The sequence below is a fragment of the Bacteroidota bacterium genome, from assembly GCA_030017895.1.
GTDB lineage: Bacteria > Bacteroidota > Ignavibacteria > UBA10030 > BY39 > JASEGV01.
This window is the reverse complement of the sequence record JASEGV010000018.1, coordinates 1-17,496: the sequence shown is the minus strand read 5'-3', so window position 1 is coordinate 17,496 and position 17,496 is coordinate 1. Positions and strand designations below refer to the sequence as shown.

Genomic DNA, 17,496 nt, shown 5'->3' with positions numbered 1-17,496 from the left:
TTATCTCCTTGATATATTATGTAACCAGTTAATAGTCAATTGTAAAATATTATTTAGTGAATTATTATTTTCATTAGTAGGTACCTCGGTGCCAAAAAGGTGTCCTACTTTTGGAATTTTAACAAGTTGTGTTTGTGCGTCTGCTGATAAATCAAATAACTTTTCGGCTTCCGAAATTTTGGCGATCAGATCTTCTGTGCCATGGACGATTAGCCAAGGAATATTTATTCGACTTGCTGCTTTATACAAATCAAATTTGTCTTTATTTTTTTCGAGGTCTTCAAGATAATCGATTTTCATTCGAATCGGATGCGATTCAGTTTCTTTCGAGAGCGATAAAAATCCTGACTGTCGCCAATTGTTCTTTTGATGCGCTGTCCAACGATCGTAATAAGCTATACTTGCCCAAGTTACCAACTTTTTAATTCTATTATCCGATGAAGCTATTAACAAGGCATTAGCGCCACCACGTGAATGACCTAATAAAAAAATATTCTCCGTGTCGATACAAAACTCTTCCAAATTGCCATCAGTAATTGAATCTATCACATTCCGAATGTCGACTAGCTCCAGCGAAACAGTGTTGGCAGCAAACATTTCGAGGTTCGTTATACGATTCCGTCGTTCTTCAACACCATTATGGGAATAATTCAGAACAATCGAACAATAATTTGCCTGCGCCAATTTTTCGCCGATGTAAGGAAAATATCCCCAATCTTTAAAAGCCATAAAACCGGGACAGACGATAACACAAGGAATATTTTGAAAGAACTTTTTATTATTTCTGAAATAATTATCGGAAACACGAAAATCACATTTAAAAATATCGTTTGAACTATTTCGAAATTCAATTTCTTTTGTAATAATTTTTGAGATGTTATTCAACGCTCAATAATTTTGTGAAAATATAAGGAAATAATCTAATAATTCAAATCACTTCGTTTGGACTAACTCCTTGATCGACTGAAATGATGTTATGAAATAATACGTTAGCCAATTGACGATTCCCAGCAACTTAAACCCATCTTCGCATACAATCCAATAAGGATCAAAGAGCCACCGCTCTCGTAATTCGTCAAATACGATCGAAATGAAGAAAAACAGAAAAGCAAAAAACAAAACCAGGAAATTGCTCGCTAAAATGTTTTTCCGGAAAACAATAAGATAAATAATACCTAGAACTCCATAAATGATATATACTGTACCCGAATGTATATTAAAGAAACGAGGGTATATAATTTCATGGAATAAGAAAAAATCATCGAAAAGCATAATAACAGTTATAACACCGGCAAGAGTGTAAAACCATTGCACTTGCCTGCTGGCGCGGAATTGATAACAAACTACAGAGATAAAAAATAAAATACCCGCCGTTACTGACCAGAAAATTATTCCGATGTTCGAGACAAAACCTGTATAGATTGGACTATTAGTAATGACGAAAAAATCCTGAAAAAAGAAAGTTATGGGTCTCTCTAATTTTAGACTTATTGCAATGATTAAGCCAAGGAATACAACTACCGGTAACCATGTTAACAGAACCACAAATAAAATATTGCGCCTTTGCTCTTTGGATTGTGTAATAATTTTCACTTCAAAAGCCCTTTCTCTGAATAAAAATAAAACCAATATAATAAAATTTGTCAATTTTAGAAACTACACAGATTAGCAGTAATGTGTAGCTAAACTCATACGATTTATTAAAACTTCAACTTTTAGGAGTAAAAAAAATAGCCTTGCTAAATTCTAAAGATTTATGTATATTAAAACTCAAATTTATCAAAATTTATACGGGTTTCAGTAACTTTACCCAAATAATTAACAAAACGAATATAATTTTATGCCGGATCTTCAATTATTTTCAGGTAGATCGAATCCGCAGTTAGCTCGGGCAATCAGCAAGAGGCTCGGCATTCCTTTAGGGAAATGTCAGATTGTAAATTTCAGTGATGGCGAAATTTGGGTCAAATATACTGAAAATATACGTGGGTCAGATGTTTTTATTATTCAATCGACAAATCCACCATCAGACAATTTGATGGAATTGTTGATAATGTTAGATGCCGCAAAGAGAGCTTCTGCAAAAAGAGTTACAGTAGTTATTCCTTATTTTGGGTATGCTCGACAGGACAGGAAAGATCAACCTCGAGTATCTATCACAGCAAAGCTCGTAGCAAATTTACTAACTACAGCAGGCGCCGATCGTGTAATCACTATGGATTTACATGCTGCTCAAATACAAGGTTTTTTTGATATCCCCGTTGATCACTTGTATTCATCGGCAATATTTGCACCGTACTTTAAGCAACATAAAATTCCAAACTTGGCGGTAGTTTCGCCCGATGTTGGAAGTATAAAATTAGCCCGTTCGTATGCCAAACGTTTAGACGCTGAACTCATACTGATTGACAAACGTAGGCCTAAAGCGAATCAAGTTGAAGTCATGAATATTATCGGGACTGCTGTAAATCGAAATATTCTGATTGTAGATGATCTAATAGATACCGGTGGAACGTTTATTAATGCAGTACGAGCATTAAAAGAAGCTGGTGCAAAAGATATTTATGGCGCTTGCACTCATCCGATATTATCGGGTGATGCAGCAAAGAAAATTCAAGAATCGGAAATTAAAAGATTATATATTACAAATTCAGTCGCTTTTACACAAAATTCCACGAAATTGGATAAAATTCAATGCTTATCTGCTGATCGTTTATTTGCAGAAGCAATAAAACGATGTTATAAAAATCAGTCGATAAGCTCGTTATTTGATATTTACAAAGGATAATTAATCATTAAAGGAAAAAAAGAATGGCAGAAGTAATTTTACATGCTGAATTAAGGGAATTAAAGGGAAAAAAACCCGGTGCACTACGACGTGAAGGAAAAATTCCAGGAATTTATTACATACACGGCGAGAATAATTTAACAGTTGCCCTACCGGAAAAAAGTCTTTTGAAACTTATACATTCATCAGAGACAAACCTAATCAATCTTAAATTAAGTGATGGCACTGAAAAGCGATGCATCCTTAAAGATGTACAGCTTGACCCTGTAACCGAAAAACCACTCCACGTGGATTTGCAGGGAGTTAGAGCTGATGAAAAATTAACATTGGATATTCCGGTCGTCATTATCGGAGGAATCCCCAAAGGTGTTCGCGAAGGTGGAATTTTACAACATATTATACATAAAGTAAAAATTTCTTGTTTACCAGAACACATTCCTCAACACATCGCAATAAACGCTGAAGAACTTCTGATCAATCAGTCGGTTCACATAAAAGATCTGAAAGTGGAAAATTTTGTGGTTCTTGATAATGAAAATAACACCATCATTGCCATCCTTCCACCACTTGTTGAAAAAGTAGTTGCCGAGGTCGCAGTAGAAGCAGCTGCAGAACCAGAAGTAGTTGGCAAAGGTAAAAAAGCAGCCGAGGGTGAAGAAGAAGCTGCTGATTAAATAATTTATTTTTCATTAACTAATTTATAGATTTAAATTAAGTGTATTTCATTATAGGATTAGGAAATCCTGGCCCAGAATACGAAGGTACTCGACATAATGTTGGTTTCCGCGTTATTGATACTTTATGCGAGAGGTTGAACACAAAACTATTCGCAGGACGTGGTGAGTATTTCATCAGTTTTACTACCTATCAAGGAAAAAAAGTAGGATTAGTAAAACCGATTACTTACATGAACAACAGCGGTTTGGCAATCGTTGATTTAATTGAACGATTCAAAGCAGTTCCTGAAAATATTTTGGTAGTGTGCGATGACTTTGAAATTCCACTCGGAACACTCCGTTTGAGACAAAGGGGAAACGACGGTGGACACAATGGGTTGTTTTCAATAATTCATCATATCCAAAAGCAAAACTTTCCACGTTTACGATGTGGAATCGCTGGAGTTACTATGCCTCGTGTAAAAACAGAAAAAGCGCAATATGTGCTTTCCACTTTCGAAGAAAATGAAAAACCGATTGTTGACGAAATGATTACGAAGGCACGGAATGCGTCGCTCACATTTTTGAGCGATGGCATCGCTTCTGCTATGAACAAATATAACACAAAAAAAACGGAGTAAAATTATTCTTATGGCTTTACTATCAAATTTATCTATCGTTCTTGGATTTTTAGGTTTAATTGTAGCATTAGTAATTTACCTATCGATCAAACGCCAACCAGCCGGAAATGAAAAAATGAGAAGCATCGCTTCCCAAATTCAAATCGGTGCAATGGCTTTTTTAAAACGAGAATACTATGTATTACTCTTCTTTGTACTAATTGTATTTCTTTTATTGGGTATCTTTTTAAGTTGGCAAACAGCTACTGCTTTTATTAGCGGTGCAACTTGTTCGATACTCGCGGGTTTCTTCGGTATGACCGCTGCAACAAAAGCAAACGTAAGAACTGCACAAGCGGCGAAAGAAAAGGGGCAAGGTTCTGCCTTATTAGTCGCCTTCAACGGTGGTGCTGTTATGGGTGTTAGTGTTGCAAGTCTCGGTTTAATCGGCGTTGGAATCTCCTTCTACTTCTTTGGAAGCCCTGAAACTGCAAATGTTATAAATGGTTTTGCTATGGGAGCAAGTTCGATTGCTCTTTTTGCACGCGTAGGTGGCGGTATTTACACAAAAGCTGCTGATGTAGGCTCTGATTTAGTCGGTAAAGTAGAAGCCGGTATTCCTGAAGATGACCCTCGCAACCCCGGTGTTATTGCAGACCTCGTTGGCGATAACGTTGGCGACGTAGCAGGTATGGGAGCTGACATTTTCGAATCTTATGTCGGTTCTATTGTTGCAACTATTGCTATCGCCGCTACTTTGCTTCCTGAAGGTTTAAATTTATTAAAAGCTGTTCCCACGGTAACCGATTTCGACATCAAAGGTATTTTAATGGCTCTTCCGATAGTTCTTGCTGCCATAGGTTTACTTGCATCATTTATAGGTATCGGTTCGATGCGCATTCTAAAACAATTCTCACCTGCTGCTGCTTTGCGATATTCTACATTCATTGCTGCCGGCATATTTTTACTCGGTAGTTTATACATTACACAAGTATTTCATGTGAACAACAATGTCTTCTGGGCGATATTCTTCGGAACGGTTGGCGGAATTTTTATCGGACTTATAACCGAATATTACACATCATCAACACCTGTCAAACGAATAGGCGAAGCAAGTAAAACCGGTGCGGCAACAAACATCATTCACGGATTAGCAGTCGGTTTGGAATCGGTAGCCTTACCGGTTCTCGCAATTTGTGTCGCGATATTTGTTTCAAACGAAGTTGCCGGACTTTACGGAATCGGAATTGCTGCTGTCGGAATGTTAGCAACTGTTGGTATTACAATGTCGGTTGATGCTTACGGACCAATCGCCGACAACGCGGGCGGTATATCGGAAATGTCGGGATTAGGACCTGATGTTCGGAAAATTACCGACGGACTTGACGCCCTCGGCAACACTACTGCTGCTATCGGAAAAGGATTTGCTATTGGCTCCGCAGCACTAACAGCCCTTGCTTTATTTGCTGCTTTCTCTCAAGCCGTGAATGCAACTATTGTTACTAAACTTGTAGAAATGAAAGGAGCTGGGGAAGAATTAATTGGGCAATGGAAAATGTATGATTTTTTAATATCACACAACGAAAACCCGTTGCAAATTATGATTACTGAGCCAACTGTTGTAATCGGACTTTTCATAGGTGGTGTACTCCCCTTCTTTATAGCGGCATTAACAATGACTTCCGTCGGAAAAGCTGCCGGAAAAATGGTGGACGAAATCCGCAGACAGTTCCGTGAAATTCCAGGATTATTAGCTGGCGATCCAAATGCTAAACCAGATACCGCACGCTGCGTTGATATTTCAACTTCAGCCGCTCTTCGTGAAATGATTTTACCGGGTGTTACCGCAGTCGTAGCTCCAGTGTTAGTCGGTTTTCTAATCGGACCTGCTGCTTTAGGTGGAATGCTCGCAGGTGCTACAGTAACGGGTGTTTTACTCGCATTAATGATGGCAAATGCAGGTGGAGCTTGGGACAATGCAAAGAAAGCAATCGAAAAAGGTGAAATTCCGGGAGAAAAGAAAGGCTCAGAAGCTCACAAAGCCACTATTGTTGGCGATACTGTAGGAGATCCTTTCAAAGATACATCCGGACCTTCAATGAATATTTTAATAAAATTGATGTCGGTGGTTTCACTGGTTATCGCACCACTGCTTCTTAGATAAAATTTAACTCAACCCTGCTCGTCCCAAAATTTATGGGACGAGCCAGATTTAACAAATAACAATAACTGTCCAAAGGGCAAAAAATGGAAAAAACAAAACGCAATTACGAAACAACATTCATCGTGAATGCATCTTTAGACGATCCGGTAATTGATGGAATCATCGAAAAGGTGCAGGAACAAATTAATCGCTACGGCGGCGAAATTACTGCCATAAATAAATGGGGTCGGAAACGACTCGTTTATCCTATTAAGAAAAAAAACAATGGCTACTATGCCTTCATCGAATTTATAGCACCTGGAACTGCTATTCAACAAATAGAAAAATTCTACAAACTCGATGAAAATATAATTCGTTATTTAACCATTCAACTTGATAAAAGGGCATTGAAAGCTCAACGACAACTTCCAATCCCTGTACCCGACATCGAGGACATACTCGATACAATTGTACTACCCGACAAAGAACCACTCTTTGACGATGAAGAAAAAATCAGTTGATATAAATATGTATAACTTATTAAATGATTAGTACGGAGGGGTTTTGCCTTGGCAGATATAAAACTACCTGAACTCAACAATGTGATGATAGTGGGCAATTTAACAAGAGACCCGGTATTCAGAAAAACATCGAACAATACTCCGGTTGTTAATTTTGCGATAGCTGCCAATCGGCGTTACCGCGACAGCGAAAGTAATTGGCAAGAGGAAGTTTGTTTCGTAGGAATTGTAGCATGGAACAAGCTTGCTGAAAGCTGTATCAACCGACTAAAAAAAGGAAACGCAGTGTTTGTCGATGGTGAACTTCAAAGCCGAAATGTAAAAATCGACGAATCGACCGTACGACCAATCATTGAGATTAAAGCACGAAGAATTCAATTTCTAAATAAATTCGGGAAAAATTTTGAAGCCGAAACACTTAACGGAAGCACTTCAGAAAACAATGAATGCCTGGATATTTTTGAAGATGATTCTTTCGATAAATTTCTAACGAATGAAGAATCAAAACTATTAAAGGAACAATAAAATGAGACGAGTAGAACTTAAAAAATTAGAGACAAATCAATTACGTAAAAAAAGGACTTGTAAATTTTGTGATATTAAAGAAATTTACATCGACTATAAAGATGAGAAAAAGATTCAGAGGTTTTTAAACGAACAGGGTAAAATTATTCCTAAACGGATTACAGGAACCTGTTCAAAACACCAGAGACAATTGGTGGTTGCAATTAAAAGAGCACGACACTTGGCACTACTGCCATTTGTTGGCGATACAATTCGATAAAGAGAAGGAAAATAAAAATGAAAATAATATTGAGACGTAACTTCGAAAACTTAGGTAACATCGGTGATGCAGTTGATGTAAAAGGTGGATTTGCCCGTAACTATTTGATTCCTCACGGTATTGCCTATGCAGCTACAAAAGGAAATATGAAAGCTCTTGAAGAAGAGAAAAAACAACACGCATACAGAGAACAGAAGGAAGAACTCAACGCACAAAAACTTGGTTCGAAAATTGAAAATATTTCGGTAACGATCAAGGCAAATGTGGGTGAAGATGAAAAACTTTTCGGTTCGGTTACATCACAATCGATTAGCGATGCGTTGCAGGAACAAGGACTAATCATAGATAAACGCATTATTGAACTTGAAGAACCTATTAAAGCTCTTGGTATTTATACAGTCCCTGTAAAACTTCACACAAAAGTTACAGCGAAATTAAAAGTTTGGGTAGTTAGGGAATAATTAAGTTCAAATTCCCTTTCCGTCAATATGTAATAAAAAACCCCGTGTTAGAAACGGGGTTTTTTATTATTCAACTACTACTATAGCTTTCTTCTCCATCCTCGAACGTTCGTTGTGGTCGAGATATTTTTTTCGCATACGCAGTGATTTCGGTGTAACCTCTATGTATTCATCGTTCCCTATCCATTCAATCGCTTGCTCAAGCGAATGAATCCGCGGAGGTTCTAACCGGATTGCATCATCAGCTCCACTGGCACGCATATTCGTTAGTTGCTTCATCTTACAGATATTTACAATCAAATCTTCTTCGCGGGAATTCTCGCCCACAACCATACCTTTATACACTCTAGTTCCCGGTTCAATAAAAAAAGTGATACGTTCCTGTAATTTAAACATTGCGTATCCGGTAGCAAGTCCATCTTCGAGCTGAACTACCGCACCTTTATGTCGTGTAGTTACATTACCTTTGTGCGGTTCGTATCCGTGAAAATTATGATGCAGAATTCCTGTACCTTTCGTTTCAGTCATAAATTCTGTTCGGAAACCAAGCAACCCGCGTGCTGGTACCACGAACTCGAGCCGTGTGTTTCCCTGTACTTGAATCATATTTTTCATAGTTCCACGCCTCGAACCAAGATTCTCAATTACCTTTCCTACGAACTCATCAGGAACGTCCACAATTACATGTTCCATCGGTTCACAAAGCACATCATCAATACGTTTATAAATAACTTCAGGAGCCGATACTTGAAACTCATATCCTTCGCGCCTCATAGTTTCGATTAGTATAGCAAGATGCAACTCACCTCGACCGCTTATTTTAAATGTATCGGGTTGTTCGGTTAGCTCGACTCGCATACTAACATTTGACCTCAATTCACGAATTAACCTTTCGTTAATGTGTCGAGTTGTAACAAACTTACCTTCGAGCCCGGCAAATGGCGAATTGTTCACAACAATGTTCATCGAAAGGGTTGGCTCTTCGATACTGACAAACTGCAACGGAGTAGGGTCGGCAGCATCGGCGATTGTTTCGCCTATATCAACATCTTCCATTCCGGCAAGGGCAATAATGTCGCCTGCCGATGCTTCTTGAACTTCGATGCGTTTCAACCCCTCGAAGGTATAAATTTTTGTTACGCGCGCATCTTCAATTCCCCCATCGCGATGAATTATTTTCATAGGCGAACCAAGTTTAATTGTTCCCCTGTCAACCCGTCCGATTCCTAATCGACCAAGGTAATCGCTATAATCAATTGTTGTAACTAACATCTGAAACGGCGACACATCATCTGAAGGCGGAGGTGGAATTTTATTAACTATCGCTTCGAACAATGGAACTAAGTCAGTGCTTTTTTCTTCTAACTCACTCTTAGCAATTCCCAATTTAGCGATGCAATAAATTGTTGGAAAATCCAGTTGGTGATCGTGCGCCCCGAGCGATAGAAATAGGTCGAAAATTTCATCAAGCACTTGATGTGCCCGTGCATCTTTTCTATCAATCTTATTAATCACAACAATCGGTTGCAAATTAAGCTCAAGAGATTTTTTTAAAACAAACTTAGTTCCCGGTAACGGACCTTCAGCAGCATCAACAAGCAGCAACACACCATTCACCATTTTCAAAGTTCGTTCAACCTCACCCGCAAAATCGGAATGCCCCGGTGTGTCGATGATGTTTATTTTCACTACCTTCGGATTTCCGTTTGCATCGAGATGTTTGTATTTTACAGCAGTATTTTTTGCAAGTATTGTGATTCCTTTTTCACGCTCAAGCTCGTTCGAGTCCATTACCCGCTTCACAACTTCCTGGTTCTCGCGAAAAATCCCGGTTTGCCTGAGCATGTGATCGACAAGAGTTGTCTTGCCATGGTCAACGTGGGCAATAATGGCTATGTTGCGTATGTTTTCAGTTTTATTCATAAATTAATTGGCTTCTTTGTGTCAAATTTAGAATAAAAATGCCTCAAGCATAAAACCTGAGGCAAGTTATTCATTTAAATGCGATTTAAGATACGAAAATTTGTCGAGAATAAAAAGTAGTTGTATTAGTAGCAGCATCTTCTTATATTTTTACTAAAAATTGAATAGGAAAATAAAATGGCAAAAATAACAAAAAACATAGATGAAGTAACAATACGCTTTGCCGGCGATTCGGGAGATGGTATGCAGCTAACGGGCGGACAATTTACAACAGCAACAGCTTTTGTCGGGAACGATTTAGCTACAATGCCCGATTATCCCGCCGAAATCCGTGCCCCCGCCGGCTCGCTTGCCGGTGTTAGCAGCTTCCAAATTAATTTCGGGGCTACCGAAATCAGAACTCCCGGCGACCAATCGGATTGCTTAGTAGTTATGAATCCTGCAGCTCTAAAAGTTTATCTGAAAAAACTTCGAGAAGGGGGCAGCATTATTGCTAACGCCGATAATTTTAACGAAAAAAATTTACGTCTTGCCGCTTACGAATCAAATCCACTCCAAAACGATTCATTAGGTAGGTATCAAGTTTATTCCGTTGAGATTTCAAAGCTAACTCAAAATGCACTCAAGGATTTGAACTTATCGCCCAAAATTGTGGACCGGACGAAAAACTTTTTCGCTCTTGGGCTTACATATTGGATGTACAATCGTCCAATGGAACCAACTTTGAAATGGATAAAAGAAAAATTTGCAGGCAAAGAAGATATCATCGAGGCTAATACTCGCGTTCTCAAAGCCGGGCACGCTTACGGCGAGACGACAGAAATATTTACAGTCCGTTTTGAAGTTGCACCTGCACAACTCCCTCCGGGTCGTTACCGGAGTATAACAGGCAACGAGGCTACTGCCTGGGGTTTGATGGCAGCGGCTAAACGCGCAAACCTCGAATTATTTCTCGGCTCATATCCAATTACACCCGCAAGTGAGATATTACAAGAATTATCAAAGTACAAAAATTACGGTGTTAAAACTTTTCAAGCTGAAGACGAAATTGCCGGAATAACAAGCGCTATCGGCGCTTCATACGGTGGGGCGCTCGGTGCTACAAATACCAGTGGACCTGGTTTGGCTCTTAAAACTGAAGCAATGGGTTTAGCTGTGATGTTAGAGTTGCCTTTAATAATTATTGATGTGCAGCGAGGCGGGCCGAGTACCGGACTTCCAACCAAAACCGAACAAGCCGACCTACTCCAAGCAGTTTACGGTAGAAACGGTGAAGCACCCATTCCTGTATTCGCTGCCTGTTCACCGACCGATTGTTTCGACACAACCTTCGAGGCTGCACGAATCGCATTAAAGTATATGACTCCTGTAATTGTTCTCACGGATGGTTATATCGCAAACGGTGCCGAGCCATGGTTGATTCCAAGAATTTCTGAACTTCCCGATCTATCTCCCACCTTTGTAACAAACCTTGAAGGATTCGCACCTTACAAACGCGATCCTCAAACATTAGCGCGGATGTGGGCGATTCCAGGCACACCCGGACTCGAACATCGTATCGGCGGACTTGAGAAAGAAAACATCACCGGTAATATTAGTTATGACCCCGACAATCATCATTTGATGATAACAACTCGTGCAGAAAAAATTAACAACATTACAAACGATATCCCACCCGCTAAACTTGTGGGCGATGAATCCGGCGACTTATTAGTTGTAAGTTGGGGCAGTACTTACGGTGCTGTTCACAATGCAGTAGAAACCAAACGTAACGAAGGATTATCAGTTTCGCACCTGCATTTGAAATATATAAATCCTTTGCAAAAAAACATCGGGGAGATTTTGAAAAACTTCAAACAAATACTTGTCCCTGAAATTAATCTCGGTCAGTTGATAAAAATTCTACGCGATAAATATTTAGTGGATGCTGTCGGTTTTAATTTAGTACGCGGCTTACCATTCAGTGCTGTCGAGATTGAAAATAAAATTGATGAAATGATTAAAAGAGGATAATATGAATACAATACCAATATATACAACAAAAGATTTTCAATCGGATCAGGATGTTCGATGGTGCCCGGGCTGCGGCGATTATTCGATTCTGGCGCAAACGCAGCGGGTATTTCCTGATTTAGGAATTCCTAAAGAGAAAACTGTTTTTGTTTCTGGTATCGGATGCTCGAGTCGTTTTCCCTACTATATGATCACCTACGGATTTCACGGAATACACGGCAGAGCTGCTGCGATTGCATCGGGATTAAAAATAGCACATCCCGATTTATCGGTTTGGGTAGCAACCGGCGACGGCGATGGTATGAGCATCGGCGGGAATCATTTCATACATGCTTGCCGTAGGAATACCGGTTTAAAAATTCTTCTCTTCAACAATCAAATTTATGGATTAACGAAAGGGCAATTCTCACCTACCTCGCTGCAAGGGCAAGTTACAAAATCGACTCCATTTGGAAATATCGACCACCCGTTTAATCCGTTATCGTTGGCACTGGGTGCTCAGGCAACCTTTGTCTCACGTACTCTCGATCGCGATCCCAAACACATGCAAACCGTAATCAAGCGAGCCGCTGCACATAACGGAACGGCTTTCGTTGAGATTTATCAGAACTGTAATGTGTTCAACGACGGTGCTTTTGAGTTGTGGACTGAAAAAGATTCAAAAGATGATAATGTTGTTGTTCTCGAAAACGGGAAGCCACTAATTTTCGGAAAGAATAAAGATAAAGGAATCCGCTTAAATGGTTTTACACCTGAAGTCGTATCCCTTATAGATGGTAAATATACCACCAGTGATTTGATTCTTCACGACGAAAAAGATCCGATGTTAGCATTCATACTTGCCGGGATGTCGGGGATACAGAATTTACCACGACCGGTCGGAGTTGTATATGCAGTTGAAAAATCGACTTATGAACAATTGATGCAAAATCAGATTGATGATATTACAACAAAAAAAGGTATCGGTGATTTGGAAAAACTTTTCAACCGCGGCGAAACCTGGGAAGTTAAGTAATCTATAAAATACTAATCCAACTTTTATGCACGAGATTCAAAAAATAGCAGATATAATCAAGCTGTATCATCACTTCGTAATCACTTCACACGTAAATCCCGATGGCGATAGTCTCGGCTGCGAACTCGCTCTCGCTCACTTCCTCCGAAAGATCGGTAAATCAGCCACGATACTTAATCATAATGAAACTCCAAAATTTTATGAATTCTTAGATAGAAAAAATGAAATTCTAAAATTTAATTCCAATCTACACAAAGATATCATACTCAATACAGATGTAATATTCGTAGTTGATACTAATCAATCCGACCGACTTCGAAGTCTGGAACAATATGTTCTGCAAAGCAAAGCAATCAAAGTTATAATCGACCACCATCTTGAAGCCGGCGATTTTGCGGATTATTATCTGATAGATGCAGAAGCCACTTCCACCGCTGAAATTCTATACAAATTTTTACTTTCGATGGATAGCGACATAATAGATTACGAAATCGCCCATCCGTTATACACAGCGATTATGACTGACACCGGTTCGTTTCGCTTTCCGAGAACAGATATCGAAACCCACCAAATCATAGCACATCTTTTACATTTCGGCGTTGACCCGACTGAAGTATATTCGAAAGTTTACGAAAGTTGGACACTCGGGAGGATGCGATTATTAGGTGAAGTTCTCGACACCGCTAAAACTGAATACGACGGCAAACTTGCTTACATCGTATGCACACAAAAAATGTTTGATGCAACCGGAACAACCGAAGTTGAAACAGATAATTTTACAAACTATCCGATGAGCATCGAAGGAGTACAAATTGGTTTATTATTTAACGAGTTGGATGATGGTATAAAAATCAGTTTCCGCTCAAAGGGAGATATTCCCGTAAACGAATTAGCCAAAGAATTCGGGGGCGGTGGACACAAGAATGCGGCTGGAGCGAGATTGTTTGGTGTGAAGCTTAACGATATGGTTAAAGAAGTTATTGAGAAATCCAAAAATTATATTGACCACTGAATATCCGTGTTCTATTTTTACAATTTTTTAAACACAGGGTTACAATATGAAAACTTCAACATTAAAATCAAACTTAAAAACAATAAAAGCTGACGCTGTTGCTGTATTTATTTATCAGGATAAAAATATTTTCGGTGAACAAATATCAAATCTGAAAAAAATTCTCCCAAAAGAAATTGATAGAATCATAAACCTTGAAAATTTCAAGAGTAAACAAGAAACAACTGCTTTTGCTTACACCGATAATATAATCGCTTCACCACGTTTGATATTAGTCGGTGTTGGAAAACAAGGTAAGACAACACTTGAAACATTTCGCAGAGCATCCGCAGCCGCAGCTAATAAAGCAAAATCGATGAAAGCCAAACACATTGCCATTATGTTTCCCCATCTTCCTAGTGGGTTCAGCGGAACTGTTGAAGATACTGTTCAGTCTATTGTTGAAGGATCAATTCTTTCTCAATACAAGTTCGATAAATACATTACATTTAAAAAGGAAGAACACAATAATATTTCTGAGATAACGATATTTGCCGACGATGAAGCGAAATCGAAATTAATTTCTAAAGGCGCCAAATTAGCAAGAATAGTATGTGATGGAGTAATACTCGCTCGTAACCTTGTTAATGCACCAGCTTCTGAAATTTACCCCGAAACACTCGCTCAAGCCGCAAAAGAATCATCAGAAAAATATGGCTTTAAATGTTCGATTTGGAACGAAAAAAAAATTAAACAAGAAGGATTTGGAGGTCTGATGGGTGTAAGTTCCGGCAGCACTCGTCCTCCCCGCTTTATTATTTTGGATTATAATTCTAACAACAAGGAACTCGATACAGTTGTTTTGGTAGGCAAAGGAATCACATTCGACTCGGGGGGAATTTCTATAAAACCTTCGGCTAATATGTCCGAGATGAAAATGGATATGAGCGGCGCTGCGGCAGTTATTGGGACAATAGAGACAGCATCACGATTAAAACTCCCAATCCATCTTGTTGGCTTGATACCCGCAACTGAGAATATGCCGAGCGGTTCGGCAATGAAACCGGGCGACATCATTTCACACTACGGCGGCAAAACATCGGAAGTCGATAACACCGACGCTGAAGGAAGATTGATATTAGCTGATGCACTCGCTTATGCTCATTCATTTAAACCGAAATGTGTAATTGACCTTGCAACACTAACAGGAGCTGTGGTTGTTGCACTTGGGCATCATGCCACTGCCGTTCTCGGTAATGATGACGCATTAATCTCCAAACTGAAAGTCGCTGGTGAAAAGACATACGAACGAGTTTGGCAGCTTCCATTGTTTGAAGAGTACGAAAAACAAATTAAGAGTGATGTCGCAGATGTAAAAAATATCGGCAACCGGGGTGCAGGAACAATAACTGCAGCAATGTTTCTCAAGAAATTCATTTCCACTAAAAACAAAAAAGAATATAGATGGGCGCATCTTGATATTGCCGGCACCGCAATTATGGACGAAGGAAGTCACTACATTCCAAAATGTGGTTCGGGTGTTGGAGTAAGACTTCTAACTGAGTTCTTCAGAAATTGGAAGACCTAATATGTCAGAAAAGACTAAATTTTGGTACCTAAAGAATTTCAATCTCTGTGAAAGGTTATCTGACGAAGAAATGCAAAAGATCGAGAAAATGGTCGCAATGAATAATTTCAAGAAAAGCCATCCGATATACTTCCCTGAACAACCATCTACAAATATATTTTTTTTAAAAGAAGGACATGTAAAAATCTCAAGACTTCATGAAGACGGACGTGAAATAATACTCGATGTCTTAGGTCCCGGGGAAATATTCGGCGAGCTTTCGCTCATTGACGATGAGGGGCGTAAAGAAATTGCCGGAGAACCATTTAGAGCTTTAAATTCTATGAATTTTGTTCCATAATATAAATCTGTAAGATTGGATTGTTGGAAAAATTTTCCGTAATTAATATGGAATACAGTTTTGTCGGTTATAGGAAACGCTATCCCTAAACGAGGACTAATCTGGCTTTCGGTTTTTGTTTGAGCAAAATCACTTTCATCTGCTTTCCTTGCTCTGGGATCACCAGAAGGTACCTGATTTGCACCAAGAGGATCACTTCCACTTTTAATTGCAGCACTACCAACCCATTGAGTTTCCAGTCCAGCGACCTATCTCTATATCTGCCGCTCGATCAAAACCAATTGCTGTGTCGGCACACTTCCTTGATCTAATACATAACCTTTCAACGGAAGTATCTCTCCGGTCTTATGCTGATACGCATCTAAATATTTCCGAATCGAACTAAGGCTGCGACTCATCAACACACTCAAATCTGCTCCACTCAACAGACCACCTTGAGCTTTCGCACTTTTCAACAAACGAACCACGCAAGGTCCGCTTAAGACGGACAGATTTAGGATACTGGGGTGTTGATAAAATTGGAGAAACGGAAGTAATCACACCGAAGAAAAAAGCAACAACGTATTACGGCAAAGTAAAACTTTGAGCAGCTCATCGCAGACGATCATCGATTGAAGCTGGTATTAGTCATTTGAAAAATAATCACCGTCTTGGTAGAAACTTTTACCGTCACATTGCTGGTGATGAGACCAACGTATTGCTTGTATCTGCAGCATACAATTTCAAACGGATGAAGAGGAAGTGGAAAGAGATGTTTAAATATTTTTTGTCAATTTTCTATTACGTCTTAAGAGTGCTTTTTGTACCATCAAAGTCTTATCCAGCGCTAAAAACGACTTTTTAAGTGTCAACTACTTACTTTGACATCGACTCCTTTCCCGAAACCAATAATGTTGACGAAAGTACGAGTTTCCCTGCTGAACTTACTTTTACCCAATATCCTTTGCCTGGTTCAATACTATCTGTAATAAAATATCCATTATTGTAACCAAATAATGGTGAAATAATTGTCGTTCCTATTGGCTGTATTGATGCGGCAGAAATCGTCTGCGAAATTGAGCCAATTAGGTTCCAACCTGTTGTTACATCAATTGTATCTGTTATCAAAGGTAAGCCAGTAAGTTGAATGTTTTGAGCATTCCCAAACTTTAGCCAGTATCCAAAACCATTCTCAAGAGTATCTTTAACTACATAATTCCCAACATAGGCAAAAGCATTTGAAACTGCAGTAGGAAATAGTATTATTTTTCTATAATCGTCAACTGTCAAAGGAACAGAAACTATGTTCCAACCGATAGAAACTGGAATTGATATGGTATATTGGTTCCCAAAGTCAATACCCGTAACGGTTTGACAACATGCTAATGTAATTGGTGGATGTGGCGGTGTTGTTTGAGTCCATCCGGGTTGCAGAACTTCAGTTACAGTGTAAGTTCCAGGTCCAAGTCCGGTGAAGCAATAATTACCGCTTGGATCAGTCGTTGTTGTATAGGCGCCGTCATTCAATTGTATCTCCCAGCCAAAAAGTCCGTTCTCGTTTGTATCTTTCACGCCGTTCCCGTTCAAGTCACCGAACTTCATACCACAAATGGAACTACTGTTAAGTTAAGTATGAAATGACGTAAATATTTATTATCTTTGCCATAAAAAAAC

18 protein-coding genes are annotated in these 17,496 nt (G+C 39.1%); 13 read left to right on the top strand and 5 right to left on the bottom strand.

What is annotated here, in order from left to right:
• Both QME58_05035 and QME58_05030 read right to left on the bottom strand, forming a co-directional pair.
• Positions 1-729, bottom strand: coding sequence for a prolyl oligopeptidase family serine peptidase (locus tag QME58_05035; protein MDI6803196.1), 729 nt, complete (start codon positions 727-729; stop codon positions 1-3).
• Positions 730-933: 204 nt separating this feature from the next.
• On the bottom strand, positions 934-1,593 hold the full coding sequence (locus QME58_05030; GenBank protein MDI6803195.1) for a hypothetical protein: 660 nt from the start codon (positions 1,591-1,593) through the stop codon (positions 934-936).
• A gap of 247 nt (positions 1,594-1,840) precedes the next feature.
• On the opposite strand from QME58_05030, the gene QME58_05025 reads away from it, so the two are divergent.
• From QME58_05025 to rplI, 8 genes are all read left to right on the top strand, one after another.
• Positions 1,841-2,788, top strand: a complete 948-nt coding sequence (locus QME58_05025) for a ribose-phosphate pyrophosphokinase (GenBank protein MDI6803194.1) — start codon at positions 1,841-1,843, stop codon at positions 2,786-2,788.
• 23 nt (positions 2,789-2,811) lie between these two features.
• Positions 2,812-3,462 (top strand): 50S ribosomal protein L25, encoded by a 651-nt coding sequence (locus tag QME58_05020; protein MDI6803193.1) that lies wholly within the window; start codon positions 2,812-2,814, stop codon positions 3,460-3,462.
• Between the two features lie 41 nt (positions 3,463-3,503).
• Complete coding sequence (gene pth / locus QME58_05015) at positions 3,504-4,085, top strand: aminoacyl-tRNA hydrolase (protein ID MDI6803192.1); 582 nt, start codon at positions 3,504-3,506, stop codon at positions 4,083-4,085.
• Between the two features lie 10 nt (positions 4,086-4,095).
• Positions 4,096-6,228 carry a sodium-translocating pyrophosphatase gene (locus QME58_05010; GenBank protein ID MDI6803191.1) on the top strand — a complete coding sequence of 711 codons (2,133 nt, stop codon included), beginning with the start codon at positions 4,096-4,098 and terminating at the stop codon, positions 6,226-6,228.
• An 83-nt stretch (positions 6,229-6,311) separates the two neighbouring features.
• Positions 6,312-6,728 carry a 30S ribosomal protein S6 gene (gene rpsF / locus QME58_05005; GenBank protein MDI6803190.1) on the top strand — a complete coding sequence of 139 codons (417 nt, stop codon included), beginning with the start codon at positions 6,312-6,314 and terminating at the stop codon, positions 6,726-6,728.
• Positions 6,729-6,776: 48 nt separating this feature from the next.
• Positions 6,777-7,253 carry a single-stranded DNA-binding protein gene (locus QME58_05000; protein MDI6803189.1) on the top strand — a complete coding sequence of 159 codons (477 nt, stop codon included), beginning with the start codon at positions 6,777-6,779 and terminating at the stop codon, positions 7,251-7,253.
• A gap of 1 nt (position 7,254) precedes the next feature.
• Positions 7,255-7,512 (top strand): 30S ribosomal protein S18, encoded by a 258-nt coding sequence (rpsR, locus tag QME58_04995; protein MDI6803188.1) that lies wholly within the window; start codon positions 7,255-7,257, stop codon positions 7,510-7,512.
• Positions 7,513-7,529: 17 nt separating this feature from the next.
• Positions 7,530-7,973, top strand: a complete 444-nt coding sequence (gene rplI / locus QME58_04990; protein MDI6803187.1) for a 50S ribosomal protein L9 — start codon at positions 7,530-7,532, stop codon at positions 7,971-7,973.
• 66 nt (positions 7,974-8,039) lie between these two features.
• Here the strand turns inward: rplI and typA are convergent, their stop codons facing one another.
• Positions 8,040-9,896, bottom strand: coding sequence for a translational GTPase TypA (typA, locus tag QME58_04985; protein MDI6803186.1), 1,857 nt, complete (start codon positions 9,894-9,896; stop codon positions 8,040-8,042).
• Positions 9,897-10,073: 177 nt separating this feature from the next.
• Here typA and QME58_04980 point away from each other — a divergent pair, with 177 nt between their 5' ends.
• Genes QME58_04980 through QME58_04960 form a run of 5 tightly spaced genes read left to right on the top strand, consistent with a single transcriptional unit; the run spans position 10,074 to position 15,843 of the window.
• Positions 10,074-11,909, top strand: coding sequence for a 2-oxoacid:acceptor oxidoreductase subunit alpha (locus QME58_04980; GenBank protein MDI6803185.1), 1,836 nt, complete (start codon positions 10,074-10,076; stop codon positions 11,907-11,909).
• 1 nt (position 11,910) lies between these two features.
• A complete protein-coding gene (locus QME58_04975; protein MDI6803184.1) occupies positions 11,911-12,924 on the top strand; it encodes a 2-oxoacid:ferredoxin oxidoreductase subunit beta in 1,014 nt (337 codons plus the stop codon).
• A 25-nt stretch (positions 12,925-12,949) separates the two neighbouring features.
• Positions 12,950-13,936, top strand: a complete 987-nt coding sequence (locus QME58_04970) for a bifunctional oligoribonuclease/PAP phosphatase NrnA (GenBank protein ID MDI6803183.1) — start codon at positions 12,950-12,952, stop codon at positions 13,934-13,936.
• Between the two features lie 46 nt (positions 13,937-13,982).
• Complete coding sequence (locus tag QME58_04965) at positions 13,983-15,503, top strand: leucyl aminopeptidase (protein ID MDI6803182.1); 1,521 nt, start codon at positions 13,983-13,985, stop codon at positions 15,501-15,503.
• A 1-nt stretch (position 15,504) separates the two neighbouring features.
• Entirely contained in the window at positions 15,505-15,843 is a 339-nt protein-coding gene (locus tag QME58_04960) for a cyclic nucleotide-binding domain-containing protein (GenBank protein ID MDI6803181.1), read from the top strand.
• 254 nt (positions 15,844-16,097) lie between these two features.
• On the opposite strand, the gene QME58_04955 is transcribed toward QME58_04960, so the two are convergent.
• Positions 16,098-16,298, bottom strand: coding sequence for a DUF1670 domain-containing protein (locus QME58_04955; GenBank protein ID MDI6803180.1), 201 nt, complete (start codon positions 16,296-16,298; stop codon positions 16,098-16,100).
• Between the two features lie 400 nt (positions 16,299-16,698).
• Positions 16,699-17,424 carry an SdrD B-like domain-containing protein gene (locus tag QME58_04950; GenBank protein ID MDI6803179.1) on the bottom strand — a complete coding sequence of 242 codons (726 nt, stop codon included), beginning with the start codon at positions 17,422-17,424 and terminating at the stop codon, positions 16,699-16,701.
• Positions 17,425-17,496: the final 72 nt, after the last annotated feature.

Coding starts and splice junctions, on each gene's coding strand:
- QME58_05035 (MDI6803196.1), bottom strand. CDS start 729: ATGGCTTTTAAAGATTGGGGATATTTTCCTTACATCGGCGAAAAATTG.
- QME58_05025 (MDI6803194.1), top strand. CDS start 1,841: ATGCCGGATCTTCAATTATTTTCAGGTAGATCGAATCCGCAGTTAGCT.
- QME58_05020 (MDI6803193.1), top strand. CDS start 2,812: ATGGCAGAAGTAATTTTACATGCTGAATTAAGGGAATTAAAGGGAAAA.
- QME58_05010 (MDI6803191.1), top strand. CDS start 4,096: ATGGCTTTACTATCAAATTTATCTATCGTTCTTGGATTTTTAGGTTTA.
- rpsF (MDI6803190.1), top strand. CDS start 6,312: ATGGAAAAAACAAAACGCAATTACGAAACAACATTCATCGTGAATGCA.
- rpsR (MDI6803188.1), top strand. CDS start 7,255: ATGAGACGAGTAGAACTTAAAAAATTAGAGACAAATCAATTACGTAAA.
- rplI (MDI6803187.1), top strand. CDS start 7,530: ATGAAAATAATATTGAGACGTAACTTCGAAAACTTAGGTAACATCGGT.
- typA (MDI6803186.1), bottom strand. CDS start 9,896: ATGAATAAAACTGAAAACATACGCAACATAGCCATTATTGCCCACGTT.
- QME58_04980 (MDI6803185.1), top strand. CDS start 10,074: ATGGCAAAAATAACAAAAAACATAGATGAAGTAACAATACGCTTTGCC.
- QME58_04975 (MDI6803184.1), top strand. CDS start 11,911: ATGAATACAATACCAATATATACAACAAAAGATTTTCAATCGGATCAG.
- QME58_04970 (MDI6803183.1), top strand. CDS start 12,950: ATGCACGAGATTCAAAAAATAGCAGATATAATCAAGCTGTATCATCAC.
- QME58_04965 (MDI6803182.1), top strand. CDS start 13,983: ATGAAAACTTCAACATTAAAATCAAACTTAAAAACAATAAAAGCTGAC.
- QME58_04960 (MDI6803181.1), top strand. CDS start 15,505: ATGTCAGAAAAGACTAAATTTTGGTACCTAAAGAATTTCAATCTCTGT.
- QME58_04950 (MDI6803179.1), bottom strand. CDS start 17,424: ATGAAGTTCGGTGACTTGAACGGGAACGGCGTGAAAGATACAAACGAG.